26 protein-coding genes and 1 tRNA gene are annotated in these 23,695 nt (G+C 61.2%); 23 read left to right on the top strand and 4 right to left on the bottom strand.

The features are described 5' to 3' along the window. The first annotated feature begins 73 nt into the window (after nucleotides 1-73). Complete coding sequence (locus QSV36_RS15540; RefSeq protein WP_289132997.1) at nucleotides 74-499, top strand: GTP pyrophosphokinase; 426 nt, start codon at nucleotides 74-76, stop codon at nucleotides 497-499. An 11-nt stretch (nucleotides 500-510) separates the two neighbouring features. Here QSV36_RS15540 and QSV36_RS15535 read toward each other — a convergent pair whose 3' ends face one another. Continuing rightward, nucleotides 511-753, bottom strand: a complete 243-nt coding sequence (locus tag QSV36_RS15535) for a DUF1654 domain-containing protein (protein WP_289132994.1) — start codon at nucleotides 751-753, stop codon at nucleotides 511-513. A 395-nt stretch (nucleotides 754-1,148) separates the two neighbouring features. Here QSV36_RS15535 and QSV36_RS15530 point away from each other — a divergent pair, with 395 nt between their 5' ends. The 7 genes from QSV36_RS15530 to QSV36_RS15500 all read left to right on the top strand — a co-directional run bounded on the left by QSV36_RS15530 (nucleotide 1,149) and on the right by QSV36_RS15500 (nucleotide 8,263). Next, nucleotides 1,149-2,105, top strand: coding sequence for a sugar ABC transporter substrate-binding protein (locus QSV36_RS15530; protein WP_289132992.1), 957 nt, complete (start codon nucleotides 1,149-1,151; stop codon nucleotides 2,103-2,105). 21 nt (nucleotides 2,106-2,126) lie between these two features. After that, nucleotides 2,127-3,680 (top strand): sugar ABC transporter ATP-binding protein, encoded by a 1,554-nt coding sequence (locus QSV36_RS15525; protein WP_289132990.1) that lies wholly within the window; start codon nucleotides 2,127-2,129, stop codon nucleotides 3,678-3,680. Continuing rightward, entirely contained in the window at nucleotides 3,677-4,672 is a 996-nt protein-coding gene (locus tag QSV36_RS15520) for an ABC transporter permease (protein ID WP_289132988.1), read from the top strand. Before QSV36_RS15525 ends, QSV36_RS15520 begins: the two co-directional genes overlap by 4 nt. Nucleotides 4,673-4,676: 4 nt before the next feature. Beyond that, nucleotides 4,677-5,699 carry a LacI family DNA-binding transcriptional regulator gene (locus QSV36_RS15515; protein WP_289132985.1) on the top strand — a complete coding sequence of 341 codons (1,023 nt, stop codon included), beginning with the start codon at nucleotides 4,677-4,679 and terminating at the stop codon, nucleotides 5,697-5,699. A 15-nt stretch (nucleotides 5,700-5,714) separates the two neighbouring features. Beyond that, complete coding sequence (rbsK, locus tag QSV36_RS15510; RefSeq protein ID WP_289132982.1) at nucleotides 5,715-6,623, top strand: ribokinase; 909 nt, start codon at nucleotides 5,715-5,717, stop codon at nucleotides 6,621-6,623. Beyond that, nucleotides 6,620-7,018 (top strand): D-ribose pyranase, encoded by a 399-nt coding sequence (gene rbsD, locus QSV36_RS15505; protein ID WP_186677441.1) that lies wholly within the window; start codon nucleotides 6,620-6,622, stop codon nucleotides 7,016-7,018. The genes rbsK and rbsD overlap by 4 nt, the downstream gene beginning before the upstream one ends. Before the next feature lie 243 nt (nucleotides 7,019-7,261). Next, nucleotides 7,262-8,263, top strand: coding sequence for a nucleoside hydrolase (locus tag QSV36_RS15500; RefSeq protein ID WP_289132976.1), 1,002 nt, complete (start codon nucleotides 7,262-7,264; stop codon nucleotides 8,261-8,263). On the opposite strand, the gene QSV36_RS15495 is transcribed toward QSV36_RS15500, so the two are convergent. Continuing rightward, a complete protein-coding gene (locus tag QSV36_RS15495) occupies nucleotides 8,235-8,447 on the bottom strand; it encodes a hypothetical protein (protein ID WP_289132973.1) in 213 nt (70 codons plus the stop codon). The genes QSV36_RS15500 and QSV36_RS15495 overlap by 29 nt on opposite strands. Before the next feature lie 272 nt (nucleotides 8,448-8,719). Between QSV36_RS15495 and QSV36_RS15490 the strand changes: the two genes are divergently transcribed. Continuing rightward, nucleotides 8,720-9,034, top strand: a complete 315-nt coding sequence (locus QSV36_RS15490) for an I78 family peptidase inhibitor (protein ID WP_289132970.1) — start codon at nucleotides 8,720-8,722, stop codon at nucleotides 9,032-9,034. A 201-nt stretch (nucleotides 9,035-9,235) separates the two neighbouring features. On the opposite strand, the gene QSV36_RS15485 is transcribed toward QSV36_RS15490, so the two are convergent. Continuing rightward, nucleotides 9,236-9,448 (bottom strand): cold-shock protein, encoded by a 213-nt coding sequence (locus QSV36_RS15485; RefSeq protein WP_003250656.1) that lies wholly within the window; start codon nucleotides 9,446-9,448, stop codon nucleotides 9,236-9,238. 162 nt (nucleotides 9,449-9,610) lie between these two features. Continuing rightward, nucleotides 9,611-9,916 carry a hypothetical protein gene (locus tag QSV36_RS15480; protein ID WP_186690584.1) on the bottom strand — a complete coding sequence of 102 codons (306 nt, stop codon included), beginning with the start codon at nucleotides 9,914-9,916 and terminating at the stop codon, nucleotides 9,611-9,613. Between the two features lie 337 nt (nucleotides 9,917-10,253). On the opposite strand from QSV36_RS15480, the gene thrS reads away from it, so the two are divergent. The 14 genes from thrS (at nucleotide 10,254) to mads5 (ending at nucleotide 23,694) form a co-directional block, all read left to right on the top strand. Continuing rightward, nucleotides 10,254-12,176: a threonine--tRNA ligase gene (thrS, locus tag QSV36_RS15475; RefSeq protein WP_170030404.1), complete on the top strand. Its 1,923-nt coding sequence runs from the start codon at nucleotides 10,254-10,256 to the stop codon at nucleotides 12,174-12,176. Then, nucleotides 12,176-12,727: a translation initiation factor IF-3 gene (gene infC, locus QSV36_RS15470; protein ID WP_013972005.1), complete on the top strand. Its 552-nt coding sequence runs from the start codon at nucleotides 12,176-12,178 to the stop codon at nucleotides 12,725-12,727. The genes thrS and infC overlap by 1 nt, the downstream gene beginning before the upstream one ends. A gap of 61 nt (nucleotides 12,728-12,788) precedes the next feature. Further along, the gene (rpmI, locus tag QSV36_RS15465; protein WP_003250667.1) at nucleotides 12,789-12,983 is read left to right on the top strand and encodes a 50S ribosomal protein L35; all 195 of its coding nucleotides are present in this window, start codon (nucleotides 12,789-12,791) and stop codon (nucleotides 12,981-12,983) included. A 27-nt stretch (nucleotides 12,984-13,010) separates the two neighbouring features. After that, a complete protein-coding gene (gene rplT, locus QSV36_RS15460; protein ID WP_003250671.1) occupies nucleotides 13,011-13,367 on the top strand; it encodes a 50S ribosomal protein L20 in 357 nt (118 codons plus the stop codon). A gap of 109 nt (nucleotides 13,368-13,476) precedes the next feature. Continuing rightward, entirely contained in the window at nucleotides 13,477-14,493 is a 1,017-nt protein-coding gene (gene pheS / locus QSV36_RS15455) for a phenylalanine--tRNA ligase subunit alpha (RefSeq protein WP_289132962.1), read from the top strand. A gap of 33 nt (nucleotides 14,494-14,526) precedes the next feature. After that, nucleotides 14,527-16,908 carry a phenylalanine--tRNA ligase subunit beta gene (gene pheT / locus QSV36_RS15450; protein ID WP_289132960.1) on the top strand — a complete coding sequence of 794 codons (2,382 nt, stop codon included), beginning with the start codon at nucleotides 14,527-14,529 and terminating at the stop codon, nucleotides 16,906-16,908. A 4-nt stretch (nucleotides 16,909-16,912) separates the two neighbouring features. Then, on the top strand, nucleotides 16,913-17,215 hold the full coding sequence (gene ihfA, locus QSV36_RS15445) for an integration host factor subunit alpha (protein ID WP_003250679.1): 303 nt from the start codon (nucleotides 16,913-16,915) through the stop codon (nucleotides 17,213-17,215). Then, nucleotides 17,196-17,552 (top strand): MerR family transcriptional regulator, encoded by a 357-nt coding sequence (locus QSV36_RS15440; RefSeq protein ID WP_170030400.1) that lies wholly within the window; start codon nucleotides 17,196-17,198, stop codon nucleotides 17,550-17,552. The genes ihfA and QSV36_RS15440 overlap by 20 nt, the downstream gene beginning before the upstream one ends. Nucleotides 17,553-17,664: 112 nt before the next feature. Then, nucleotides 17,665-17,741, top strand: a tRNA-Pro gene (locus QSV36_RS15435). A gap of 288 nt (nucleotides 17,742-18,029) precedes the next feature. Beyond that, nucleotides 18,030-18,245 carry a methylation-associated defense system helix-turn-helix domain-containing protein MAD1 gene (mads1, locus tag QSV36_RS15430; RefSeq protein ID WP_289132955.1) on the top strand — a complete coding sequence of 72 codons (216 nt, stop codon included), beginning with the start codon at nucleotides 18,030-18,032 and terminating at the stop codon, nucleotides 18,243-18,245. Beyond that, the gene (gene mads2 / locus QSV36_RS15425) at nucleotides 18,238-20,280 is read left to right on the top strand and encodes a methylation-associated defense system DNA methyltransferase MAD2 (protein ID WP_289132953.1); all 2,043 of its coding nucleotides are present in this window, start codon (nucleotides 18,238-18,240) and stop codon (nucleotides 20,278-20,280) included. Before mads1 ends, mads2 begins: the two co-directional genes overlap by 8 nt. After that, entirely contained in the window at nucleotides 20,277-21,638 is a 1,362-nt protein-coding gene (gene mads3 / locus QSV36_RS15420) for a methylation-associated defense system AAA family ATPase MAD3 (protein ID WP_289132951.1), read from the top strand. Before mads2 ends, mads3 begins: the two co-directional genes overlap by 4 nt. Continuing rightward, nucleotides 21,635-22,279 (top strand): methylation-associated defense system protein MAD4, encoded by a 645-nt coding sequence (mads4, locus tag QSV36_RS15415; protein WP_289132949.1) that lies wholly within the window; start codon nucleotides 21,635-21,637, stop codon nucleotides 22,277-22,279. The genes mads3 and mads4 overlap by 4 nt, the downstream gene beginning before the upstream one ends. Next, entirely contained in the window at nucleotides 22,276-23,694 is a 1,419-nt protein-coding gene (gene mads5 / locus QSV36_RS15410; protein ID WP_289132947.1) for a methylation-associated defense system restriction endonuclease subunit S MAD5, read from the top strand. The genes mads4 and mads5 overlap by 4 nt, the downstream gene beginning before the upstream one ends. Nucleotide 23,695: the final 1 nt, after the last annotated feature.

The following is a 23,695-nucleotide window of genomic DNA, read 5'->3' as shown; positions in this document are numbered from 1 at the left end:
CCGCTCCTACACGGACCGCGGCGGCCCAAGTTTGGCTATGCTTGGCAGGAAGAAGCCGAACGGGGAGGGCCTCATGTCTACACTGGAGCGGGCCATTGCCGTGGCCGCCAGGGCGCATGAAGGGCAATACGACAAGGGTGGGGCAGCGTATATTCTCCACCCGCTACGCGTGATGATGCGGGTTTCCACACCCGAACAACGGATTGTCGCGGTGCTTCACGATGTGATCGAAGACACCCCGCTGACCCTTTCCGACCTGGCGCGCGAAGGTTTCGCGCTGAAAATCCTTGCCGCCTTGCTGGCGCTCAGCCGCCGCAAGGGCGAGGCTTACCAGGATTTCGTGGTGCGCCTGGGCGATGACCCGCTGGCGCGCACCGTCAAACTGGCCGACCTGGCCGACAACAGCGACCTTTCACGCATCCCTTGCCCAGGCCCTGCCGACCTGGCGCGGCTGGCCCGTTACCGCGAGGCCAGTGCCTATCTGCAGACATTGGCCTGAGGGTTGTGCGGTCAGTCTTCCTTGGGCACGGTCCAGAAGATCTGCACGCCGCCATCGTCGCGATGGGCGAGGGTGACGTTGTCGTTTTCGGCGATTTCCTCAAGCAAGGTTTCCCAGTCCTCGGGGGTTTCCTGTTCCAGGCGGAAGATCAGCGCCGCCCGGCTGCGCTGGGCGGTAGGGCTGTTGATGATCTTCTGGATGCGCATACCCAGTTGTTGATAGCTGTCGGGGGTGGCGGAGGCAGTGTTGGGCACAAGCGTTTCCTTGTTATTGCTGTATGCGCATACAGTATTTGAATGCAAGTTATTTCGCAATAGCTTGGCAGAGCAGCCGTGCCACCTTGCCGGCCGAATCAAACGCCTGTGGTTTCTGTAGGAGCGGCCTTGTGCCGCGATGGGCTGCGCAGCAGCCCCCAGCGATTCCTGCTAGCCAGGGAATTTGCGACCGCTGCGCAGCCCATCCCGCCCCAATTTCGCCCAAGCGTAGGAAAAGGGTTTCGGTTTTGCACAACTTTTCTGGATAATCCTCCCGGCAGTTCGTTGACCTCCGAAAGCCAAACGGATTTGACAAACCCCGGTACTGTTTCCATAGTTAGGTACCGCAAACGTTTGCTATCCGATAAAAACCACAAGATTCGGAGTCATCGTCCATGAAACTGCCGTTCCCCGGTCGTCTGTTGGCCCTCGCTGTCGTTACCTCGCTGTCCTTCGCCACGCCATTCTCCGCAGCCCACGCCGAAGACAAGCCCAAGGTTGCCCTGGTGATGAAATCCCTGGCGAACGAGTTCTTCCGCACCATGGAAGACGGCGCCAAGGACTACCAGAAAGCCCACCCTGACGAATTCGAGCTGATCGCCAACGGCATCAAGAACGAAACCGACACCGGCGAACAGATCCGCATCGTCGAGCAAATGGTCAACGCTGGTGCCAAGGCGCTGGTAATCGCCCCGGCCGATTCCAAGGCGCTGGTCTCGGCTGTGAAAAAAGCCATGGACAAGGGCGTGGTGGTGATCAACATCGACAACCGCCTGGACCCCGACCTGCTCAAGAGCAAGGGCATCAGCGTGCCGTTCGTTGGCCCCGACAACCGCAAGGGCGCGCGTCTGGTCGGCGACTACCTGGCCAACGAGAAGCTCAAGGCCGGCGACCAGGTCGGCATCATCGAAGGCGTGCCGACCACCACCAACGCCCAGCAGCGCACCGCCGGCTTCAAGGACGCGATGGACGCCGCGCAGATCAAGATCGTCTCGGTGCAGAGCGGCAATTGGGAAATCGACAAGGGCAACGCCGTCGCCGCCTCCATGCTCAATGAATACCCGGACCTGAAAGCCCTGCTGGCCGGTAACGACAGCATGGCCCTGGGCGCCGTGTCGGCCGTGCGTGCCGCCGGCAAGACCGGCCAGGTGCAGGTGGTGGGCTACGACAACATCAATGCCATCAAGCCCATGCTCAAGGATGGCCGTGTGCTCGCCACCCTCGACCAGGCGGCCAGCCAGCAGGCGGTGTACGGCATCCAGGCGGCGCTGAAAATGGTCAAGGGCGAGAAGCCCGAGGTGGATGCCGACAACGTCATCCAGACCCCAGTCCAACTCATTACCCAACCCTGATTGCTGGCAGGAGAAACGGCCATGCCTGCATCGGCCAACGAAGTGGTGCTCGCCGCCAGCTGCCTGGGCAAGACCTACGCCCAGCCAGTGCTGGGTGAGGTCAGCCTGAGCCTGCGCGCCGGCGAAGTGCTGGCCCTGACCGGCGAGAACGGCGCGGGCAAGAGCACGCTGTCCAAACTCATCAGCGGCCTGGAGACCCCCACCACCGGGCATATGAGCTACCGCGGCCAGGCCTATGCGCCCGGTAGCCGCAGCGAGGCCGAGCGCCTCGGTGTGCGCATGGTCATGCAGGAGCTGAACCTGCTGCCCACCCTGACCGTGGCGGAAAACCTGTTCCTCGATAACCTGCCCAGCCGGCTCGGCTGGATCAGCCACAAGCGCCTGCGCCAGCTGGCCATGGCCGCCATGGCCCAGGTCGGCCTCGATGCCATCGACCCGGATACCCCGGTCGGCGAACTGGGCATCGGCCACCAACAGATGGTCGAGATCGCCCGCAACCTGATTGGCGACTGCCATGTGCTGATCTTCGACGAGCCCACCGCCATGCTCACCGCGCGTGAGGTAGAGCTGCTGTTTACCCAGATCGAACGCCTGCGCCGGCGTGGCGTGGCCATCGTCTACATTTCCCACCGCCTCGAAGAACTGCAGCGCGTGGCCCAACGCATCGTGGTGCTGCGCGACGGCAGGCTGGTGTGTGACGAGCCGATCCAGCGCTACAGCAGCGCCGAACTGGTCAACCTGATGGTCGGCCGCGAGCTGGGCGAGCATATCGACCTGGGGCGCCGGCAGATTGGTGCGCCGCTGCTAAGGGTCGACAAGCTCAGCCGCGCTGACAAGGTGCGTGAGGTGTCGTTTGAGGTCAGGGCAGGGGAGATCTTTGGCATCTCCGGCCTGATCGGCGCCGGCCGTACCGAGCTGTTGCGCCTGATCTACGGCGCCGACCGGGCCGACAGCGGCAGCATCGCGCTTGGCCAGCCACCGCAGGCGGTCACCATCGACTCGCCCAAGGCCGCCGTGCAGGCCGGCATCGCCCTGATCACCGAAGACCGTAAAGGCGAGGGCCTGCTGCTGACTCAGTCGATCAGCGCCAATATCGCCCTCGGCAACCTGGCTGCGGTCTCGCGCGCCGGTGTGCTCGATAGCCAGGCCGAACAGGCCCTGGCCACCCGGCAGATCCAGGCCATGCGCATCCGCAGTGCCGGCCCGCAGCAGGTGGTTGGCGAGTTGTCCGGTGGCAACCAGCAGAAGGTGGTGATCGGCCGCTGGCTGGAGCGTGACTGCCAGGTGCTGCTGTTCGATGAGCCTACCCGTGGCATCGATGTCGGTGCCAAGTTCGACATTTATGGCCTGTTGGCCGAACTGGCGCGCCAGGGCAAGGCCCTGGTGGTGGTATCCAGCGACCTGCGCGAGCTGATGCTGATTTGCGACCGCATTGCCGTGCTCTCGGCCGGGCGTTTGATCGACACCTTCGAGCGTGACCATTGGAGCCAGGACCAACTGCTGGCCGCCGCCTTTGCCGGTTATCAGAAACGTGAAGCACTGCTGCACGATGCAGCCCCCAGGATGGACGCATGAAAACCACCCCGCTCGACAGCCAGGGCGCCGCACCGCTGCGCCGCAGTGGCACCTACTTTGGCCTGGGTACCTACCTGGGCCTGGCCGGCGCGTTGCTGGCCATGATCGTGCTGTTCTCGTTCCTCAGCAGCCACTTCTGGTCGTACAACACCTTCAGTACCCTGGCCAACCAGATCCCCGACCTGATGTTGCTGGCGGTGGGCATGACCTTCGTGCTGATCATCGGCGGCATCGACCTGTCGGTGGGCTCGGTGCTGGCGCTGGCTGCCTCGACCGTGAGCGTGGCGATCCTCGGCTGGGGCTGGGGCATGCTGCCCGCGGCCCTGCTGGGCATGGCCGTGGCGGCGTTGGCCGGCAGCATCACCGGCGGCGTTACCGTGGCCTGGCGCATCCCGTCGTTCATCGTCTCGCTTGGTGTGCTGGAAATGGCCCGTGGCCTGGCCTACCAGTTCACCGACTCGCGCACCGCCTATATCGGCGATGCCTATGCCTGGTTCTCCAACCCCATCGCCTTTGGCATTTCGCCGGCGTTCATCATCGCCTTGCTGGTGATCGTGCTGGCCCAGCTGGTGCTGACGCGTACGGTGTTCGGCCGCTACCTGATCGGCATTGGCACCAACGAAGAGGCGGTGCGCCTGGCCGGCATCGATCCGCGCCCGTACAAGGTGCTGGTGTTCGCCCTGATGGGCCTGCTTGCCGGGCTGGCTGCGCTGTTCCAGATTTCACGCCTGGAGGCGGCCGACCCCAACGCCGGCGCCGGCCTGGAGCTGCAGGTGATCGCCGCCGTGGTGATTGGCGGCACCAGCCTGATGGGCGGGCGTGGCTCGGTGATCAGTACCTTTTTCGGCGTGCTGATCATTTCCGTGCTGGCCGCCGGGTTGGCGCAGATCGGCGCCAGCGAACCGACCAAACGCATCATCACCGGGGCGGTGATCGTCATCGCCGTGGTGCTCGACACTTACCGTAGCCGGCGCCCGGGCCGGCGGAACTGAAAACATGGCAACCATCAAAGACGTCGCGGCACTGGCGGGCATTTCCTACACCACCGTGTCCCATGTGCTGAACAAGACCCGCCCGGTCAGCGAACAGGTGCGGTTGAAAGTCGAGGCCGCCATTGCCGAGCTCGACTACGTGCCCAGCGCCGTGGCGCGTTCGTTGAAGGCGCGCAGCACCGCCACCATCGGCCTGCTGGTGCCCAACAGCGTCAACCCGTACTTCGCCGAGCTGGCGCGGGGGATCGAGGATGCCTGTGAGCGCAACGGCTACTGCGTGATCCTGTGCAACTCCGATGACAACCCGCAAAAACAGCGCAGCTACCTGCGTGTGCTGCTGGAAAAGCGCATCGACGGCTTGGTGGTGGCCTCGGTGGGCCAGGACAGCGACCTGCTGCAAAGCCTGGCCGGGGTGCGCACGCCGATGGTCATCGTCGACCGCGAACTGGAAGGCGTGGACGCCGACCTGGTGCGCATCGACCACGAACTGGGCGCCTACCTGGCCACCCGCCACCTGCTGGAGCTTGGCCACCGCGACATCGCCTACATCGGCGGCCCGGCCGAAACCGGCGTCACCCAGCTGCGCCTGAGCGGCTTTCGCCGCGCCATGGCCGAGGCCGGCGCGGCGGTCGAGGGCAACCGCGTGCTGCACTGCGACTTCACCAGCCTGGGCGGTTATGCGGCGGCGGCGCAGGTGCTGCAGGGCAAGCGGCCAACGGCGATTTTCGCCGGCAACGACATGATCGGTTTCGGCGTGCTGCGTGCTGCCGCCGAGCGCCAGCTCAACGTGCCCGCCGAGCTGTCGGTGATCGGTTTCGACGACATCGAGCTCAGCCGTTATGTGTATCCGCCGCTGACCACCGTCGGCCAGTCGATCCGCGAGCTGGGCGAAAGTGCCGCCTCGCTGTTGCTGGCGCGCATCGGTAGCCCTCGGCAGGGTGCGCCGGAGCAACGCATCGTCACCCCGCGCCTGGTGCTGCGCGAGTCCACCGGGCCACGCCCGGACCTGTTCAATGATTACCGCTAACGCTAAGGAAATGTCATGAGTGCCAAGGTCGTGGTGGTCGGGAGCCTCAACATGGACCTGGTGGCCCGCGCCCAGCGCCTGCCCCGGGCCGGCGAAACGCTCCCCGGCGACAGCTTTTTCACCGTGCCCGGCGGCAAGGGCGCCAACCAGGCGGTGGCCGTGGCACGCCTGGGCGGCAGCGTGGCGATGATCGGCAACGTGGGTGACGATGCCTACGGCCAGCAACTGCGCCAGGCCTTATATGTCGAGGGCGTCGACTGCCGGGCGATCGACACCTGCCCGGGCGTGTCCAGCGGCGTGGCGCTGATCACCGTGGATGCGGCCAGCCAGAACTGCATCGTCATCATCCCGGGGGGCAATGGCCTGCTGACACCGCAGTCGGTGCAACGCTTCGATGCGCTGTTGCAGGCGGCCGAGATCATCATCTGCCAGCTGGAGGTGCCAGCCGACACCGTCGCCTGGACCTTGGCCAGGGGGCATGAGCTGGGCAAGCAGGTGATCCTCAACCCGGCGCCCGCCACGGGCCCGCTGCCTGCGGCCTGGTTCGCGCATATCGACTACCTCACCCCCAACGAAAGCGAGGCCGAAGCCTTGAGTGGCGTGGCGGTGACCGACCTGGACAGTGCCCGGCGCGCCGGCGAGCGCTTGCTGCAGTTGGGCGCGGGCAAGGTGATCATTACCCTGGGCGCGCAAGGGGCGCTGCTGGTTACCGCCCAAGGCCACCGGCACTTCCCCGCGCCGCTGGTGCAGCCGCTGGATACCACCGCTGCCGGTGACACCTTCATTGGTGGCTTCGCCGCCGGCCTGGTGCGCGGTCTGGAGGAGGGCGAAGCCATCGCCTTTGGCCAGCGCGCCGCAGCGTTGTCGGTTACCCGTGCTGGGGCCCAGCCGTCGATTCCCTACCTGGCGGAGCTTGCGCCATGAAGAAAACCCCGCTGCTGAACGTCGCCCTGTCACGCACCATTGCCGGCATGGGGCATGGCGACATCCTGGTGATTGGCGATGCCGGTTTGCCGGTGCCGCCGGGTGTCGAACTGATCGACCTGGCCGTGACGCCTGGCCTGCCGGATTTCGCCAGTGTGTTGCGCGTGGTGCTGAGCGAGTTGCAGGTAGAGCGCCATGTGCTGGCTGAAGAGATGCAGAAAGTGGTGCCGCCGGCGCTGGTCGAGATCGAGCGGCTCAAAGGCAAGCTGGGCAAGCGCGAATGGCTGAGCCATGAGGATTTCAAGGTGCTGTCGCGCAGCGCGCGTGCGCTGGTGCGCACCGGCGAGTGCCAGCCCTACAGCAACATCGCGCTGATTTCCGGCGTCACGTTCTAACCATCAAGACACGCTGCTTTTGGTAGGAGCGGCCTTGTGCCGCGATGGGCGCTGCTTTTTGTGGGAGCAGCCTTGTGCCGCGATGGGCGCTCTTTTTGTGGGAGCGGCCTTGTGCCGCGATGGGCCGCAAAGCGGCCCCGGCAATGTTTGCTGCGAAGCTGAAAACCTGGGGGCCGCTTCGCGCCCCATCGCGGCGCAAGGCCGCTCCTACAAACATTCGTTCTGGCAACAGGAGTGCCACCCATGCTCAAACCCTTGCTACAAGGAATCGCCTTCATGATCACCGCCACCACCGTCCAGGCCGCCCCGATCGACCTGATCATCGATACCGACCCCGGCGCCGACGATGTGGTCGCGCTGTTCCTGGCCATGGCCTCGCCCGATGAACTGCACATTCGCGCCATTACCACCGTGGCCGGCAACGTGCGCCTGGAAAAAACCTCGCGCAACGCCCGCCTGGCCCGTGAATGGGCTGGCCGCGAAGACATCCCGGTGTACGCCGGTGCCGGCCGCCCGCTGCTGCGCAAGCCGATCTACGCCGCCGAGGTGCATGGCGAGGAAGGCCTCACCGGCGTTGAAGTCCAGGAGCCGAAAACGCCCCTGGCCCAGGGCAACGCCGTGCAATACCTGGTCGACACCCTCAGCGCCGCCAAGCCGCACAGCATCACCATCGCCATGCTCGGCCCGCAAACCAACCTGGCCCTGGCGCTGGTGCAGCGCCCGGACATCGCCAAGGGCATCAAGCAGGTGGTGGTCATGGGCGGCGCCCACTTCAACGGCGGCAACATCACCCCGGCGGCGGAATTCAACCTGTACGCCGACCCGCATGCTGCCGAAGTGGTGCTGGCCAGCGGCGTGCAGCTGACCTACCTGCCGCTGGACGTCACCCACAAGCTATTGACCAGTGACGCCCGCCTCAAACAGCTGGCGGCAGTGAACAACCAGGCCAGCAAGCGCGTGGTGGACATTCTCAACGCCTACATCACCCACGACATGGACCTGTACGGCATGCCCGGCGGCCCGGTGCACGACGCCAGCGTCATCGCCTACCTGCTCAAGCCCGAGCTGTTCAGCGGCCGGCGCATCCACCTTAGCATCGACAGCCGCGAAGGCCCCACCTTCGGCCAGACCATTGCCGACTGGTACGGTGTGCTCAAGCAGCCTGCCAATGTGCTGTGGGTACAGGAGGGCGATGCCCAGGGCCTGTTCGACCTGCTTAGCGCGCGTTTGGCCCGATTGAAATAGCCGCATGCGGCGCGTAGCGTTCGAACACCTGGTCGATAAAGCTGCGCGCCGCCTCGCTGCCGCGGTCGCGCACCAGCAGGTCGATGGCAATCAGTAGTAACTCTTCCGGTGTGCCGGGGCTGTACGCGCTCTGGCCTTCGGCCCATTTGACCTTGATATCGGCAACAATGCTGTGGCTGCTCATTAACGCTCTCGTTGGGGGCCCGGACGAAGGACGAACACTGACCCTGGTGTTCGATGGAGGCGGGGTGCGCTCCACTTCTTGCACTAAATCATGACTTTGCGTCATTGACCTTGCGACTTAAGCATATGGCAAATGCGGCGGCTTGTGCAAAATCCGGTCACGATTGCGTTTTCGCCTGTGCCGCCTGGTTGAGGCAAACTTGACCGGTTTTGCAACAAAAGAACAGTGGAACTGTCGGATCAGGCAGTTCCCGGACCGATTTAGGAGGCTTCATGTTCCGTACCCGTGCTTACCTGGCAACCCTGGCGGTGGCTGTTGTCCTGGCTGGTTGCAGCACTGGTGGCAATGCCGAGGGTGGTGCTGCGGCGCCAGCTGGCAACGATGGCCGCTGCGAAGCCAGCGGCGCCGATTTCGCCATTGGCAAGGTGGCCAGCGCCGAACTGCTGGAGCAGGCGCGCAAGGCCAGCGGCTCGCAGATGGCGCGCATTCTCAAGCCGCACGATGTGGTCACCCTGGAGTACCGTTCCGAGCGCCTGAACCTGAATGTGGACGAGCAGGGCAAGGTGACCCGCGTCAACTGCGGCTGACCCAGCCCTGAAACCGGCGCGGCTCCCTGTAGGAGCGGCCTTGCGCCGCGAAAGGGCCGCAGAGCGGCCCCGGCAATACAAGCTGCTGCGCTGAACCCCAGGGCCACTCCGCGCCCCTCGCGCGACACAACGCCGCCCCCACAAAAAAACGCGCCCATAAAAAAACCCGCCACAAGGGCGGGTTTCTTACAGCTATCCGAATTACTCCGGACGAACCTGTGCAGCCTGCATGCCCTTCTGGCCGCGCTCGGCGACGAAGGAAACAGTCTGGCCTTCTTTCAGGCTCTTGAAGCCGTCGGATTCGATGGCCTTGAAGTGAACGAACAGGTCGTCGCCGCCGCCTGCTGGGGTGATGAAGCCGTAGCCTTTCTCATCATTGAACCATTTGACGGTGCCTTGTTGGCGATTGGACATGGGTGAATCTCCAGAACATTTAGTTTTTTCAGTGGTGCAATGCGGCCGAGGCTACGGAGCACGGAACACATCATAGTCTAATTCTGCGCATCTAGCGCCTTTTACCTTCGCAGGATATTGATCCAGCGCAAAGAATGGCTGGCCTGCTCTGGCTGTAAGGTTTCAGCGCTTCGGTGCGCAGGCTTGTTTCACCACGGTCTGCGCCTTCTGCATCAGCTTGGCATCGACACCATCCTTGCTGTCCAGGTCGGCGATTTCCGCGTCGGTGAAATTCTTTTTGATGGCCTGGGCACCGCAATCGCAGTGCTTTTTCGCGGTTGCGGCGTCAACGCCCTGGCCGCTGGCCACCTGGGTACACTGGGTCATGTAGGCGGCCTCCTTCCCGGCTGGGAAGTTGCCGGCGTTCGCAGCCACGGGCAGCAGCAAAGCGCCAGCGGCCGCCAGGGCCAGAAGAGACGGAACTCGCATAACCAGTTACTCCTTGGGTTAAGGTCTCATCAAGAGTAGGTTGCTTCCCAAAGTCTGATAGGAAATTTTCCGTGTTAGTTCACCCAAACGGCGTAATTTCCAAATATTTCTGCGTGGCCCGCAAGCCGCGTGCTAGCATGCCCGGCTTGTGGTCGCGCCGTTGCGCACCGCAGCGATGTTTTTTCTTTCCAGTCACTCTGGTTCGTCCCCCGCAAGCCGAAAGGCTTCTGCCACTGTGGGGCAGGCTTCCTGTGCAGGAAGGCAGGTCGGATCTTGTACTGGCTCATCCCAACCCACGTGACCTTTGGTAGGGGTCACCACTAGGAGAGGAGGCGCCATGCCCGTTATTACTCTTCCCGATGGCAGTCAACGTTCGTTCGATCATGCCGTGTCCGTAGCCGAAGTCGCCGCTTCCATCGGCGCCGGCCTGGCCAAGGCCACCGTGGCCGGCAAGGTCGATGGCAAGCTGGTCGATGCCTGCGACCTGATCCACAACGACGCCACCCTGCAGATCATCACCCCTAAAGATGAAGAGGGACTGGAGATCATTCGCCACTCGTGCGCCCACCTGGTCGGCCACGCGGTGAAGCAGCTGTACCCGAGCGCCAAGATGGTCATCGGCCCGGTCATCGACGAAGGCTTCTACTACGACATCGCCTACGAGCGCCCCTTCACCCCTGAAGACATGGCCGCCATCGAAAAGCGCATGATGGAGCTGATCGACAAGGACTACGACGTGGTCAAGAAGATGACCCCGCGTGCCGAGGTCATCGACGTGTTCAAGGCCCGTGGCGAAGACTACAAGCTGCGCCTGGTCGAAGACATGCCGGACGAGCAGGCCATGGGCCTGTACTACCACGAAGAATACGTCGACATGTGCCGCGGCCCGCACGTGCCGAACACCCGCTTCCTCAAGGCATTCAAGCTGACCAAGCTGTCCGGCGCCTACTGGCGCGGCGATGCCAAGAACGAGCAGCTGCAACGCGTGTACGGCACCGCCTGGGCCGACAAGAAGCAGCTGGCTGCGTACATCCAGCGCATCGAAGAAGCCGAAAAACGCGACCACCGCAAGATCGGCAAGCAGCTCGACCTGTTCCACCTGCAGGAAGAAGCCCCGGGCATGGTGTTCTGGCATGCCAACGGCTGGACCGTGTACCAGGTGCTCGAGCAATACATGCGCCAGGTGCAGCGCGCCAACGGGTACCAGGAAATCAAGACCCCGCAGGTGGTCGACCGCATTCTCTGGGAACGTTCCGGCCACTGGTCCAACTACGCCGAGAACATGTTCACCACCTCGTCGGAAAGCCGTGACTACGCGGTAAAACCGATGAACTGCCCGTGCCACGTGCAGGTGTTCAACCAGGGCCTGAAGAGCTACCGCGACCTGCCGCTGCGCCTGGCCGAGTTCGGTGCCTGCCACCGTAACGAGCCGTCCGGCGCCCTGCACGGCATCATGCGCGTGCGTGGCTTCGTGCAGGACGACGCGCACATCTTCTGCACCGAAGAACAGGTAAAGAAAGAAGCCGCCGACTTCATCAAGCTGACCCTGGACGTGTACAAGGACTTCGGCTTCACCGACATCGCCATGAAGCTGTCGACCCGCCCCGCCAAGCGCGTTGGTTCCGAAGAGCTGTGGGACCGTGCCGAAGGTGCACTGGCCGACGCCCTGAACGAATCGGGCCTGGAGTGGGAATACCAGCCGGGCGAGGGCGCCTTCTACGGGCCGAAGATCGAGTTCACCCTGCGCGACTGCCTTGGCCGTAACTGGCAGTGCGGTACCCTGCAGTACGACCCGAACCTGCCCGAGCGCCTGGATGCCAGCTACATCGCCGAAGACAACAGCCGAGTGCGCCCGGTCATGCTGCACCGCGCCATCCTCGGTTCGTTCGAGCGCTTCATCGGCATGCTGATCGAGCACTACGCCGGTGTGTTCCCGGCCTGGCTGGCGCCAACCCAGGCGGTGATCATGAACATCACCGACAAACAGGCCGATTTCGCCCTCGAGGTGGAAAATACCCTGAACGGTAGCGGTTTCCGTGCCAAGTCGGACTTGAGAAATGAGAAGATCGGCTTTAAAATCCGCGAGCATACTTTGCTCAAGGTCCCGTACCTTTTGGTTATAGGGGATCGCGAAGTCGAAACGCAGACCGTCGCCGTACGCACCCGTGAAGGCAAAGACCTCGGCTCCATGCCGGTGGCTGAATTCACGCAGCTGCTCAACAGCGCTGTTGCCCAGCGCGGTCGCCTAGAATCGGAGTAATGACTATTAAGCGTGAAATGAGAAACGATAAACGAACTGCACCGAAAGCCCCGATCAACGAGAATATCTCGGCACGCGAGGTTCGGTTAATTGGCGCTGACGGCGAGCAGATTGGCATCGTCTCGATTGATGAAGCGCTTCGTATCGCTGATGAAGCGAAGCTGGATCTGGTGGAAATTTCTGCCGACGCGCAGCCGCCCGTCTGCAAGGTGATGGACTACGGCAAGCACCTCTTCGAAAAGAAGAAGCAGGCCAACGAAGCCAAGAAGAACCAGAAGCAGATCCAGATTAAAGAAATCAAGTTTCGTCCAGGGACGGAAGAAGGGGATTACCAGGTAAAACTACGCAACCTGGTACGTTTCCTTACCGATGGGGACAAGGCCAAGATCTCTCTGAGATTCCGCGGCCGTGAGATGGCCCACCAGGAGCTGGGCATGGAACTGTTGAAGCGGGTCGAAGCCGACCTCGCCGAATACGGCTCCGTTGAGCAGCATCCTAAGATGGAAGGACGCCAGCTTATGATGGTCATCGCCCCCAAAAAGAAGAAGTAATCTCCCGGGCACGGCAGGCCTGATGATTATTGTGTAATTTTATCGAATGCGGAGTTCCAACATGCCAAAAATGAAAACCAAGAGCGGTGCTGCGAAGCGCTTCCTGAAGACCGCTTCCGGCTTCAAGCACAAGCACGCTTTCAAGAGCCACATCCTGACCAAAATGTCGACCAAGCGTAAGCGTCAACTGCGCGGTGCCAGCCTGCTGCACCCGTCTGACGTGGCAAAAGTCGAGCGCATGCTGCGCGTACGTTAATTCTGGTTTAGATAGAGGAAGTTACTCATGGCTCGTGTTAAGCGTGGCGTCATCGCTCGTAAGCGTCACAAGAAAATTCTGAAACTGGCTAAAGGCTACTACGGTGCACGCTCGCGCGTATTCCGCGTTGCCAAGCAGGCGGTCATCAAGGCTGGTCAATATGCCTACCGTGACCGTCGTCAGAAGAAGCGTCAGTTCCGCGCACTGTGGATCGCTCGTATCAACGCCGGTGCCCGCACCAACGGTCTGTCCTACAGCCGTCTGATTGCTGGCCTGAAAAAGGCTTCGATCGAAATCGACCGTAAGGTTCTGGCCGATCTGGCAGTGAACGAAAAAGCGGCGTTTGCTGCGATTGTCGAGAAAGCTAAAGCCGTTCTGGCTTAAGTACCCGCGACAATCACCCGGCGGCGCTAGCGCCGTCGGGCATTGAACGTCATCGATAGGGGAAGAGCCTTCAAAGCTCTTCCCCTATTTTCGTATCTGGAGTCTGTACATGGAAAACCTGGATGCGCTGGTCTCCCAAGCCCTGGAAGCTGTGGAGCGCGCTGAAGACATCAATGCCCTGGAACAGATCCGGGTTAATTATCTCGGCAAGAAGGGCGAACTGACCCAGGTGATGAAGACCCTGGGCAACCTGCCAGCCGAAGAGCGGCCGAAAGTCGGCGCGCTGATCAACGACGCCAAAGAGCGCGTTACCGTGGTGCTCAATGCCCGCAAGGCGGCCTTCGAAGAAGCCGAGCTCAGCGCTCGCCTGGAGGCCGAATGCATTGACGTCACCCTGCCAGGCCGCGGCCAGGCCACCGGTGGCCTGCACCCGATCACCCGTACACTCGAGCGCATCGAGCAGTTCTTCACCCACATTGGCTACGGCATTGCCGAAGGCCCCGAGGTGGAAGACGACTACCACAACTTCGAAGCGCTCAACATCCCCGGCCACCACCCGGCGCGGGCGATGCACGACACCTTCTACTTCAACGCCAACATGCTGCTGCGCACCCACACCTCGCCGGTGCAGGTGCGGACCATGGAGTCCAGCCAGCCGCCGATCCGCATTGTCTGCCCGGGCCGCGTGTACCGTTGCGACTCGGATATCACCCACTCGCCGATGTTCCACCAGGTCGAAGGCCTGCTGATCGACCGCGACATCAACTTCGCCGACCTCAAGGGCACCATCGAAGAATTCCTGCGGGTGTTCTTCGAGAAAGAACTGGCGGTACGTTTCCGCCCATCGTTCTTCCCGTTCACCGAGCCGTCCGCCGAAGTCGACATCCAGTGCGTGATGTGTTCCGGCAAAGGCTGCCGCGTGTGCAAGCAAACCGGCTGGCTGGAAGTAATGGGTTGCGGCATGGTGCACCCGAACGTGCTGCGCATGTCCGGCATCGACCCGGAAGAGTTCCAGGGCTTCGCCTTCGGCATGGGCGCCGAGCGCCTGGCCATGCTGCGCTATGGCGTCAACGATTTGCGTCTGTTCTTCGACAACGACCTGCGCTTCCTCGCGCAATTCCGCTAGGTCAATGCCCGACGCAACTTTCAGGAGAACAGCATGAAATTCAGTGAACAGTGGCTGCGCGGTTGGGTAAACCCGCAAGTCTCCCGTGATGAACTGGTCGCCCGCCTGTCCATGGCCGGCCTTGAAGTCGACAGCGTCACCCCCGCTGCCGGCCAGTTCAGCGGCATCGTCGTGGGCGAAATCCTCGCCACCGAACAACACCCGGACGCCGACAAGCTGCGCGTGTGCCAGGTCAGCAACGGCCAGGAAACCTTCCAGGTGGTATGCGGCGCCCCTAACGCCCGCCCAGGCATCAAGATCCCGTTCGCCATGATCGGCGCCGAGCTGCCCGGCGACTTCAAGATCAAGAAAGCCAAGCTGCGCGGCGTTGAGTCCTTCGGCATGCTGTGCTCGGCCGCCGAGCTGCAGATCAGCGAAGAGAACGACGGCCTGCTGGAACTGGCCGCCGACGCCCCGGTGGGTGAAGACATTCGCCAATACCTGAGCCTGGACGACGCCAGCATCGAGATCGGCCTGACCCCGAACCGCGGCGACTGCCTGTCCATCGCCGGCCTGGCCCGCGACGTCAGCGCCCTGTACGACACCCCGGTCACCCGCCCGGTGGTGCCAGCCGTAGCGGCTGCCCACGACGAAGTGCGCCCGGTCGAAGTCAGCGCCCCGGCTGCCTGCCCACGCTACCTGGGCCGCGTCATCCGCAACGTCGACCTGAGCAAGCCGACCCCACTGTGGATGGTCGAGCGCCTGCGCCGCAGCGACGTGCGCAGCATCGACGCTGCCGTCGACATCACCAACTACGTGATGCTCGAGCTCGGCCAGCCGATGCACGCCTTCGACCTGGCAGAAATCAACGGCGGCATCCGCGTACGCATGGCCGAAGAAGGCGAGAAGCTGGTCCTGCTCGACGGCCAGGAAGTGGCCCTGCGCGCCGACACCCTGGTCATCGCCGACCACACCCGGGCCCTGGCCATCGCCGGCGTCATGGGTGGCGAGCACAGCGGCGTGAACACCGAAAAAACCCGCGACCTGTTCCTGGAAAGCGCCTTCTTCGAGCCGATTTCCGTCGCCGGTAAAGCCCGTTCCTACGGCCTGCACACCGATGCCTCGCACCGCTACGAGCGCGGCGTCGACTCGCAGCTGGCCCGCGAAGCCATGGAGCGCGCTACCCAGCTGCTGCTGGACATCGTCGGCGGCGAAGCCGGCCCGGTGGTCGAAGCCGTCAGCGAACAGCACCTGCCGCAAGTCGCCCCGGTGACCCTGCGCGCCGAACGCATCACCCAGATGCTCGGCATGGAAATGGACCCCGCCCAGGTCGAGCAACTGCTCAACGCCCTGGAGCTGACCACTACCAAGAGTGGGAAAGGGCAGTGGACCGTCAACGTGCCAAGCCACCGCTTCGACATCAGCCTGGAAGTGGACCTGATCGAAGAACTGGCCCGCCTGTACGGCTACAACAACCTGCCGGTGCGCTACCCACAAGCCCGCCTGGCGCCGCAAGGCAAGCCGGAAACCCGCGGTGACCTGCCGACCCTGCGCCGCCTGCTGGTGGCCCGCGGCTACCAGGAAGCCATCACCTACAGCTTCATCGACCCGAAACTGTTCGAACTGTTCAGCCCGGGCGTAGAGCCGCTGCTGCTGGCCAACCCCATCTCCAGCGACATGGCCGCCATGCGCGCCTCGCTGTGGCCGGGCCTGGTCAAGGCACTGCAGCACAACCTGAACCGCCAGCAAGATCGCGTGCGCTTGTTCGAAAGCGGCCTGCGCTTCGTCGGCCAGCTCGGCGACCTGCAGCAGCAACCGATGATCGCCGGCGTGGTCACCGGCAGCCGCCTGCCGGAAGGCTGGGCCAACGGCCGTGACGGCGTCGACTTCTTCGACGTGAAGGCCGACGTGGAAGCCCTGCTGGGTTACTCCGGCGCGCTGAGCGACTTCACCTTCAGCGCCGGCAAGCACCCCGCCCTGCACCCAGGCCAGACCGCCGCCATCGAGCGTGACGGCAAGCTGGTCGGCTACCTCGGTGCCATCCACCCAGAGCTGGCCAAGGCCCTGGACCTGGACCGCCCGGTGTTCCTCTTCGAGCTGGTGCTGGGTGACGTGGTCGAAGGCCGCCTGCCGAAGTTCAGCGAGCTGTCCAAGTTCCCGGAAACCCGTCGTGACCTGGCGTTGATCGCAGGACGTGATGTAGCTTCTAGCGCGGTGCTTGAAGTAATTCGTGACAATGCAGGCGAATGGCTCACAGACCTCAGGCTGTTTGATGTCTACCAGGGTAAAGGCATTGATCCTGATAGAAAAAGCCTGGCCGTCGGCTTGACCTGGCAGCATCCATCGCGCACTCTTAACGACGATGAGGTGAACGCCGCACTGCAAAACATCCTCACCTCGCTCGAACAAAGGTTGAACACCACGTTAAGGAAATAACGGCATGGGTGCTCTGACGAAAGCTGAGATGGCCGAAAGGCTGTACGAGGAGCTAGGGCTTAACAAGCGTGAGGCCAAGGAGCTGGTCGAGCTGTTTTTCGAAGAAATTCGGCACGCACTTGAAGAGAACGAGCAGGTCAAGCTGTCCGGTTTCGGCAACTTCGACCTTCGCGACAAACGCCAGCGGCCGGGCCGCAACCCCAAGACGGGGGAAGAAATCCCGATCACCGCACGGCGCGTCGTCACCTTTCGTCCAGGGCAGAAGTTGAAGGCCCGGGTTGAGGCCTATGCTGGAACCAAGCCATAACGACGAACTGCCCCCCATACCGGGCAAAAGGTACTTCACCATCGGTGAGGTGAGTGAGCTTTGTGCGGTAAAACCGCACGTGCTGCGGTATTGGGAGCAGGAGTTCGACCAGCTCAATCCCGTGAAGCGGCGGGGGAACCGGCGGTATTATCAGCGCCAGGACGTGCTGATGATTCGCCAGATTCGTGCGCTGCTTTATGACCAGGGCTTCACCATTGGTGGGGCGCGGTTGCGGCTCTCCAGTGAGGAGGCCAAGGATGAGTCGAGCCAGTACAAGCAGCTGATTCGGCAGATGATTGTCGAGTTGGAGGATGTGTTGGTGGTGTTGAAGAAGTGACCTGGTTGGTGATGAGTGAAAATTTTTTGAGAAAAAGCTTTCATTTATCAGGAGGTTAGGGTACATTCTTCAACGTTCTCGGTAGCATTGAGAACATGCTTCAAAGCCCAGTCGGGGCGTAGCGCAGCCCGGTAGCGCACTTGCATGGGGTGCAAGGGGTCGAGTGTTCGAATCACTCCGTCCCGACCAAAAAACCTAGAAAATCCAGCCACTTAGCGGTAGCTGGATTTTTTTATGGGCGCGATTTTTCGCTTTCACCTCACAAATCCGTTTCTGGTGAGCGTTTGGTGACCGTTTGTGCTGGGCTCGCATCGTGGCGCGCTGAGCAGCCTTATCAGTGCTGTTTGGTGATAGGTCTACGCAAGTTCCTTGGCTGCAGATCCGCCTAAAACAGGCTTAACCCAATCTAACCCAACTGAATTGGCCTGATATCGTATAAGCTGGCTAATAAACCTTTCAGAACAGGCGAGGCTTTCTATGGACGATCGGTGGCTTTCAGTCGACGAAATCGCTGATTACCTCGGTGTGGCCAAAGACACCATCTACACCTGGGTGACTGCCAAGGGGATGCCCGGGCACAAGGTTGGGCGCTTCTGGAAGTTCAAGAAGGAAGACGTAGACGCCTGGGTGCGAGAGGGCGGTGCTGCTGCCAGCAGCGATGACTGTGACGATAAGGAGCCCCGCAATGCCTAAACAGCGCTCAGCACAGGACAACAATGATATGAACAACCTTGATCAAAAATCCCAAGCGCCTGAGCGCGCGCTCGAAGAGGGCAAGATCTTTGACTACATCACCGGCAACCCCTTAAAGGACAGTGACAAGGAGCAAGTTCGCCAGCGCATCGCCCGCGCCATCATCCATGAGTACGGCATTGCTGCCGAAGACATGGAACCTGATTTTAAGGTCAAGGTGCTGGGCAAGAACCGCAAGATCGACATCGCCATCTTCAAGCCTGGTCATGCACACACGGTGGACAACCTCTACCGCGCCGTGGTGGTGGAGAAAGAGCCCAAGCTCGGCACCAAGGGCGCCTATCGGATGCGCGATCCGGAAGAGGCGCGCAAAGAGTTCGAGGTGCTAGAAACCGTGATGGCCGAAGTCAAAAGCTGTGACTACGGCCTATGGACCAACGGCCTGGAGTTCTTCTTCTTCAAGAAGGAGGTCACCCGCTTCGACACCAAGTTCAAACCCATCGGCGACTGGCCTCTGGGGGACGACACCTTCAGTGTTGAAGGGCGCTCCATGGGGCGCCTGCGTCGTGCCGATCCGGTCATGCTGCGCACGGCCTTCCGGCGCTGCCACAACTATATCCATGGCAACGAAGGTATGCCTAAGGATGCGGCCTTCTGGCAGTTCCTATACCTCATCTTCTGCAAGATGTACGACGAGCAGCAGCCCAACGATGCACGTCGCTTCTGGGTGGGGCCTTTCGAGCCGTTTGAAGCTGCTGGCAGAGAGCAAATCCGTCAGCGCATCAAGCCGCTTTTTGATGCGGTGAAGAAGAAGTACGACGGGCTGTTTAAGGGCAATGAAGAGATCACCTTGTCGGACCGCGCCCTGGCCTTCATCGTCTCCGAACTGGCCCGCTACGACTTTGGCCGCACCGATGTGGACGCCAAGGGCACGGCCTACCAAGAAATCGTTGGCACCAACCTGCGTGGAGATCGCGGCCAATACTTCACCCCGCGCGGCGCCATCAGTCTCGTGGTCAAGATGCTGGCACCCAAGGAGCATGAGCGCGTGCTCGATTCGTCTTGCGGTACGGGCGGCTTCCTTGTCGAGACCTTGAACTACCTGAACAAGGTCTTCCATGAAGAAAAACGCATCAGGGCAGGCGACGAGAATACGGAGGAGTTCGTCTCCATCCGAGATCGGTTGGCCCGCTTCGCTGCCAACAATCTATTTGGTGCCGACTTCGACCCCTTCCTGGTTCGTGCCGCCCAGATGAACGTCATGATGGCTGGCAATTCGCTCGGCCACCTTTATCACATGAATTCGCTGGAATTCCCGGCTGGCCACCTGCCAGGTGTGCCTGCCGCGAAGGAGACCATGCCCCTCGGCACGATTGATGTCTTGATGACCAACCCGCCGTTTGGCTCCGACATTCCAGTTACTGAAAAGACCATCCTGGAGCAGTACGAGCTGGCCCGCCGCTGGGAGCGGCAAGGCGATGGCTTCGTGATGACCAATGCCATCAAGCCTGCTGTGTCGCCTGAGGTGCTGTTCATTGAACGATGCGTCAAGTGGCTCAAGCCAGGCGGCCGCGCTGGCATCGTTTTGCCTGACGGCATCCTAGGCAACCCTGGTGACGAGTACATCCGCTACTGGATTCTTCGCCACTGCTGGGTACTGGCCAGCATCGACCTGCCGGTGGAGTCTTTCATCGTTGAGGCCAATGTCAACATCTTGACCAGCTTGCTCTTCCTGAAGCGTAAGCCTGAAGAGGTGATCAAGGCAGAAGACCTCGGCCAGAAGAAGGACTACCCCGTCTTCATGGCCGTCGCCGAGAAGGTGGGCTTCGACCGCCGTGGCAACACGCTCTATAAGCGCCACCCTGACGGCGAAGAAGTCCTGGTAGATGTCAGCCATGAGGAGAAGGTCCGCATCGGTGGCGGCCTGCAAGTGCGTACGCTGCACCGCAAGGAGCGCGTCCTCGACGACGACCTGCCCGAAATCGCCAAGGCGTATGCAGCGTTCCGCGCCCAACATCCGGAGCCCAGCAAATGATCACGCGACTTGAAGCTACACGCTATCGCTGCTTTGAGCAGTTGAGCGTGGATATGTCCGCATTCCAAGTCATTGTTGGGGCGAACGGCTCCGGCAAGACAACGCTCATTGATCTTCCAAGCCTCTTCGGTGAGCTACTCCGTGCGGACAACATCGCCTCTGTTTTCACACTGAAGCGAGGAAGCCTGCCTGCGCGTGCAGCGGCATTGCGAGAGCTGGTGTTTGCTGGGCGAGGTGATGATTTTTCGCTCGCTCTTGAAGTGGTCTTGCCAGAAGACCAGCGTAGTGCATGGGTAGATGCTTGGTTCGCTAACATCAAGAGCAAGCGTCAACAAGAGGTGCTGCGGAATTCTCCTGACAAGTGGCCCAGCCATTTGCGTTACGAGCTGCGCCTTGAGGTTTTCAATGAGCGCGAGCTGAACGTCAAAAACGAGTATCTGTTCGCCTACTCGCCCTCTAGCGTCCCGAATCGACTGGTTGGAGGCATGCTGGGTGAAACCAATCAGGGCAAAGAAGACTGGCACTTCATCCTGCGCCGGGAATATGGCGGACCAGCAATTTTTGTTGACGAAGCCAAGACCATACAGTGTGACGCGGATCGGGAAGACAAGGTCCGCATCAAGCCTGGGCTGCTCGCCATGTCCGCTGTGAAGTACAAGTCCGATGCCTTCCCTGCGGCCTCCTGGCTTTACGAACTGCTCACAGAGAAGGTGGTTTTCCTGGCGCCAGATTGGGAGCAATTGCGTGCCGCTAGCGCTCCTGGGCAGGAGAAAGCGCTGATTGCTTCCGCGCTCAATCTGCCGTGGCTGGCATTGGACCTCAAACGTCAAGGTCTGCCAGAAGATGCAACGTTAGAGCAACAAAGAAGCCACCGCAGTCGCGATTTCGAAGACTGGGTAGACCACGTCAAGACTGCATTGCCGCAGGTCGAAGACATCGATGTGAAGGAACGAGAGGAAGACCATCACGCCTACTTCAGCGTGCGTTATGCCGGTGGATACAGCGTTACTTCCAGCGGATTGTCTGATGGCACGCTGCGCATCTTGACACTTACCCTGCTTGCATATTTGCCCAATGCGCCACAGCTCGTGGTGACAGAGGAGCCTGAGAACGGTATTCACCCAAGCGCCATTGAAGCCATCCTCCAATCCTTGGAGTCGCTGTATGGCAGCCAGGTTTGGGTCTCTTCTCACTCGCCGGTTGTGCTTGCCGCTAGCAAGCTGGAGCAGCTTCTGTGCGCACGGCAGACCACTGGACATGGCGTTGTAGTAGTCGCTGGCGAAGAGCATCCGCGCCTTAAAGATTGGCGGGGCGGTATCGACCTTGGCAGCCTCTTCGCAGCGGGGATTCTTGGATGAAGCGGGATTGCCTTTTTTTTGTCGCCGACAAGACGATGCGCGAGACTTTTCTCGGCTTCCTGAGTCGCGAGGATCGATCGATCCAGCTCGGCTGTGGCAACTTTGCCTTTGATCCAGCCGAAGATCTTTTCTTTGCAGCGGGACAAAACGATCCAGGTTTGAATACTCGCGCAGGGTCACTCCTGAGTCCGTTTCTGCAAAGCCACCGCAAGGCAGTGGTGGTGCTCGACTGCGATTGGGATGGTTCGCCAGGTCAAGCTCAAATCTTGCAGAACGTCACCTCTTCCCTACACCAGAACGGCTGGGCACAAGAGGATGTGATCGTGATCGCTATTGATCCCGAGCTGGAACAGTGGATTTGGCAGGACTCGCCGGTGCTTGCTGAGGAGTTGCGTTTAGAAGCTCCGCAAGGACTCAAAGCCACTTTGACTCAACGCGGTCTGTGGCCAGCGGAAGCCACCAAGCCGCCATCTCCGAAAGAGCTATTTATTCAGCTACGTAGAGAAAACAACGTCAAGCTGTCCTCTTCAATCTTCAAGCGCATCGCGTCGAAAGTGCCTGTGGCAGCTTGCGAAGATGGTGAGTTTCGTCGCCTTCTTGCTCAGTTGCAGGCGTGGTTTCCGGTGGAGGTGCCAGCATGACCTTCACGAGTTTCAAGAACGCACGCATCGTTCGGTCCAGCTGGCTTCAGGAAGGAGGTCGGCGACTGGATTGCAATCCATACATGTCTGGCGCCCTAGAGGCACGCGACACCCTAAAGCAGCTGAAAGCGCGCAAGGATGCGCTGAGCACTTTGACTACGGGGCATGCAGGTGGCATCTACAACGGTCCCGTGTTCGCACGCATCTGGGTTGATGACCAGCGTTACGGTGTTCCGTTCCTCAGCAACAGCGACATGCTCAATGCGGACCTCGCTAACTTGCCACTGTTGCAGCGGCGCTATGCGGAGTCCAAGAAGCTGGCTCATCTGGAGTTGAGCCCAGGTACCACCTTGATCACTTGCTCGGGGACGATTGGGCGGATGACCTACGTCCGCCCTGATATGGCGGGCATGTGGTCTTCACAGCACATCATGAAGGTCGTACCGGACCCAGAGCGTGTTCCGGCGGGCTATCTATACGCCTACTTATCAAGTCGGTATGGCGTCCCTCTGGTGGTCTCGGGGACCTATGGCGCGATTATTCAGCACATTGAGCCCGAGCACATTGCCGATTTGCCTGTGCCCCGGTTTGATGCACGCACAGAGGCTGCTATTGCCGAGAAAGTTGATGCTGCTGCTGATGCGCGCTCTCAGGCAGTGAAGTTGCTTCATGAGGCCAGCAATCGCTTGCATAGGAGCCTGGGGCTGGGAACGCCAACTCCAGTTTCCTTACTTACCAAGCCAGACGTGACGGCGGTATCCAGCGATGCCTTCAAGGATCGCGGAGATGGGTACTACTACAGCGCCAGAAATGCAGAGTCTCGTCGGGCATTTGATGCTGCTGGCGGGAACCTTGCCCTTGGGAATGTAGCAGACGTGTTCATCCCCGGAATCTTCAAAAGGCTCTACGCATCCGATCCACGGTTCGGGAGTCCTTACATCACTGGTGGCGACGTGTTTGAGTTGGCTCCCACCTCTGACAAGTTCCTAATGAAGCGCGTCGCAGCGGAATACGGCCTGCTGCTCAAGAAAGGAATGATCGTTGTGCAGGAGGCTGGTCAGCTCGGCGGTCTCATTGGGCGCTCGGTGATGGTCGGCAGCTATCTCGATGGGTTCTCCTGCAGCAACAACATGATTCGAATCGTCCCGGAAGACGACATCGACGGCGGCTATCTGTTCACACTCCTGTCTAGCGAGCATGGAGTTAGATTGCTTTCGCGCGAAGCGGCTGGGTCCAGCATTCCTCACACAGATGAGCAACGAGTAAAGCGAATTCAGGTTCCTTGGCCCTCAAAGAAAGACAGGGAAGAAATTGGTGCGCCAGCCATTCGAGCCCGTGAGTTGAGGGATCAAGCGTGTGTCTGGGAGCAAGAGGCCAGAGATATGCTCGAAGCAAAAATTCTGGGAGGGGAGTGAG

The sequence above is a fragment of the Pseudomonas sp. BCRC 81390 genome (genome assembly GCF_030341915.1).
Lineage (GTDB): Bacteria > Pseudomonadota > Gammaproteobacteria > Pseudomonadales > Pseudomonadaceae > Aquipseudomonas.
This window is presented reverse-complemented; position numbering and strand designations above follow the sequence as displayed.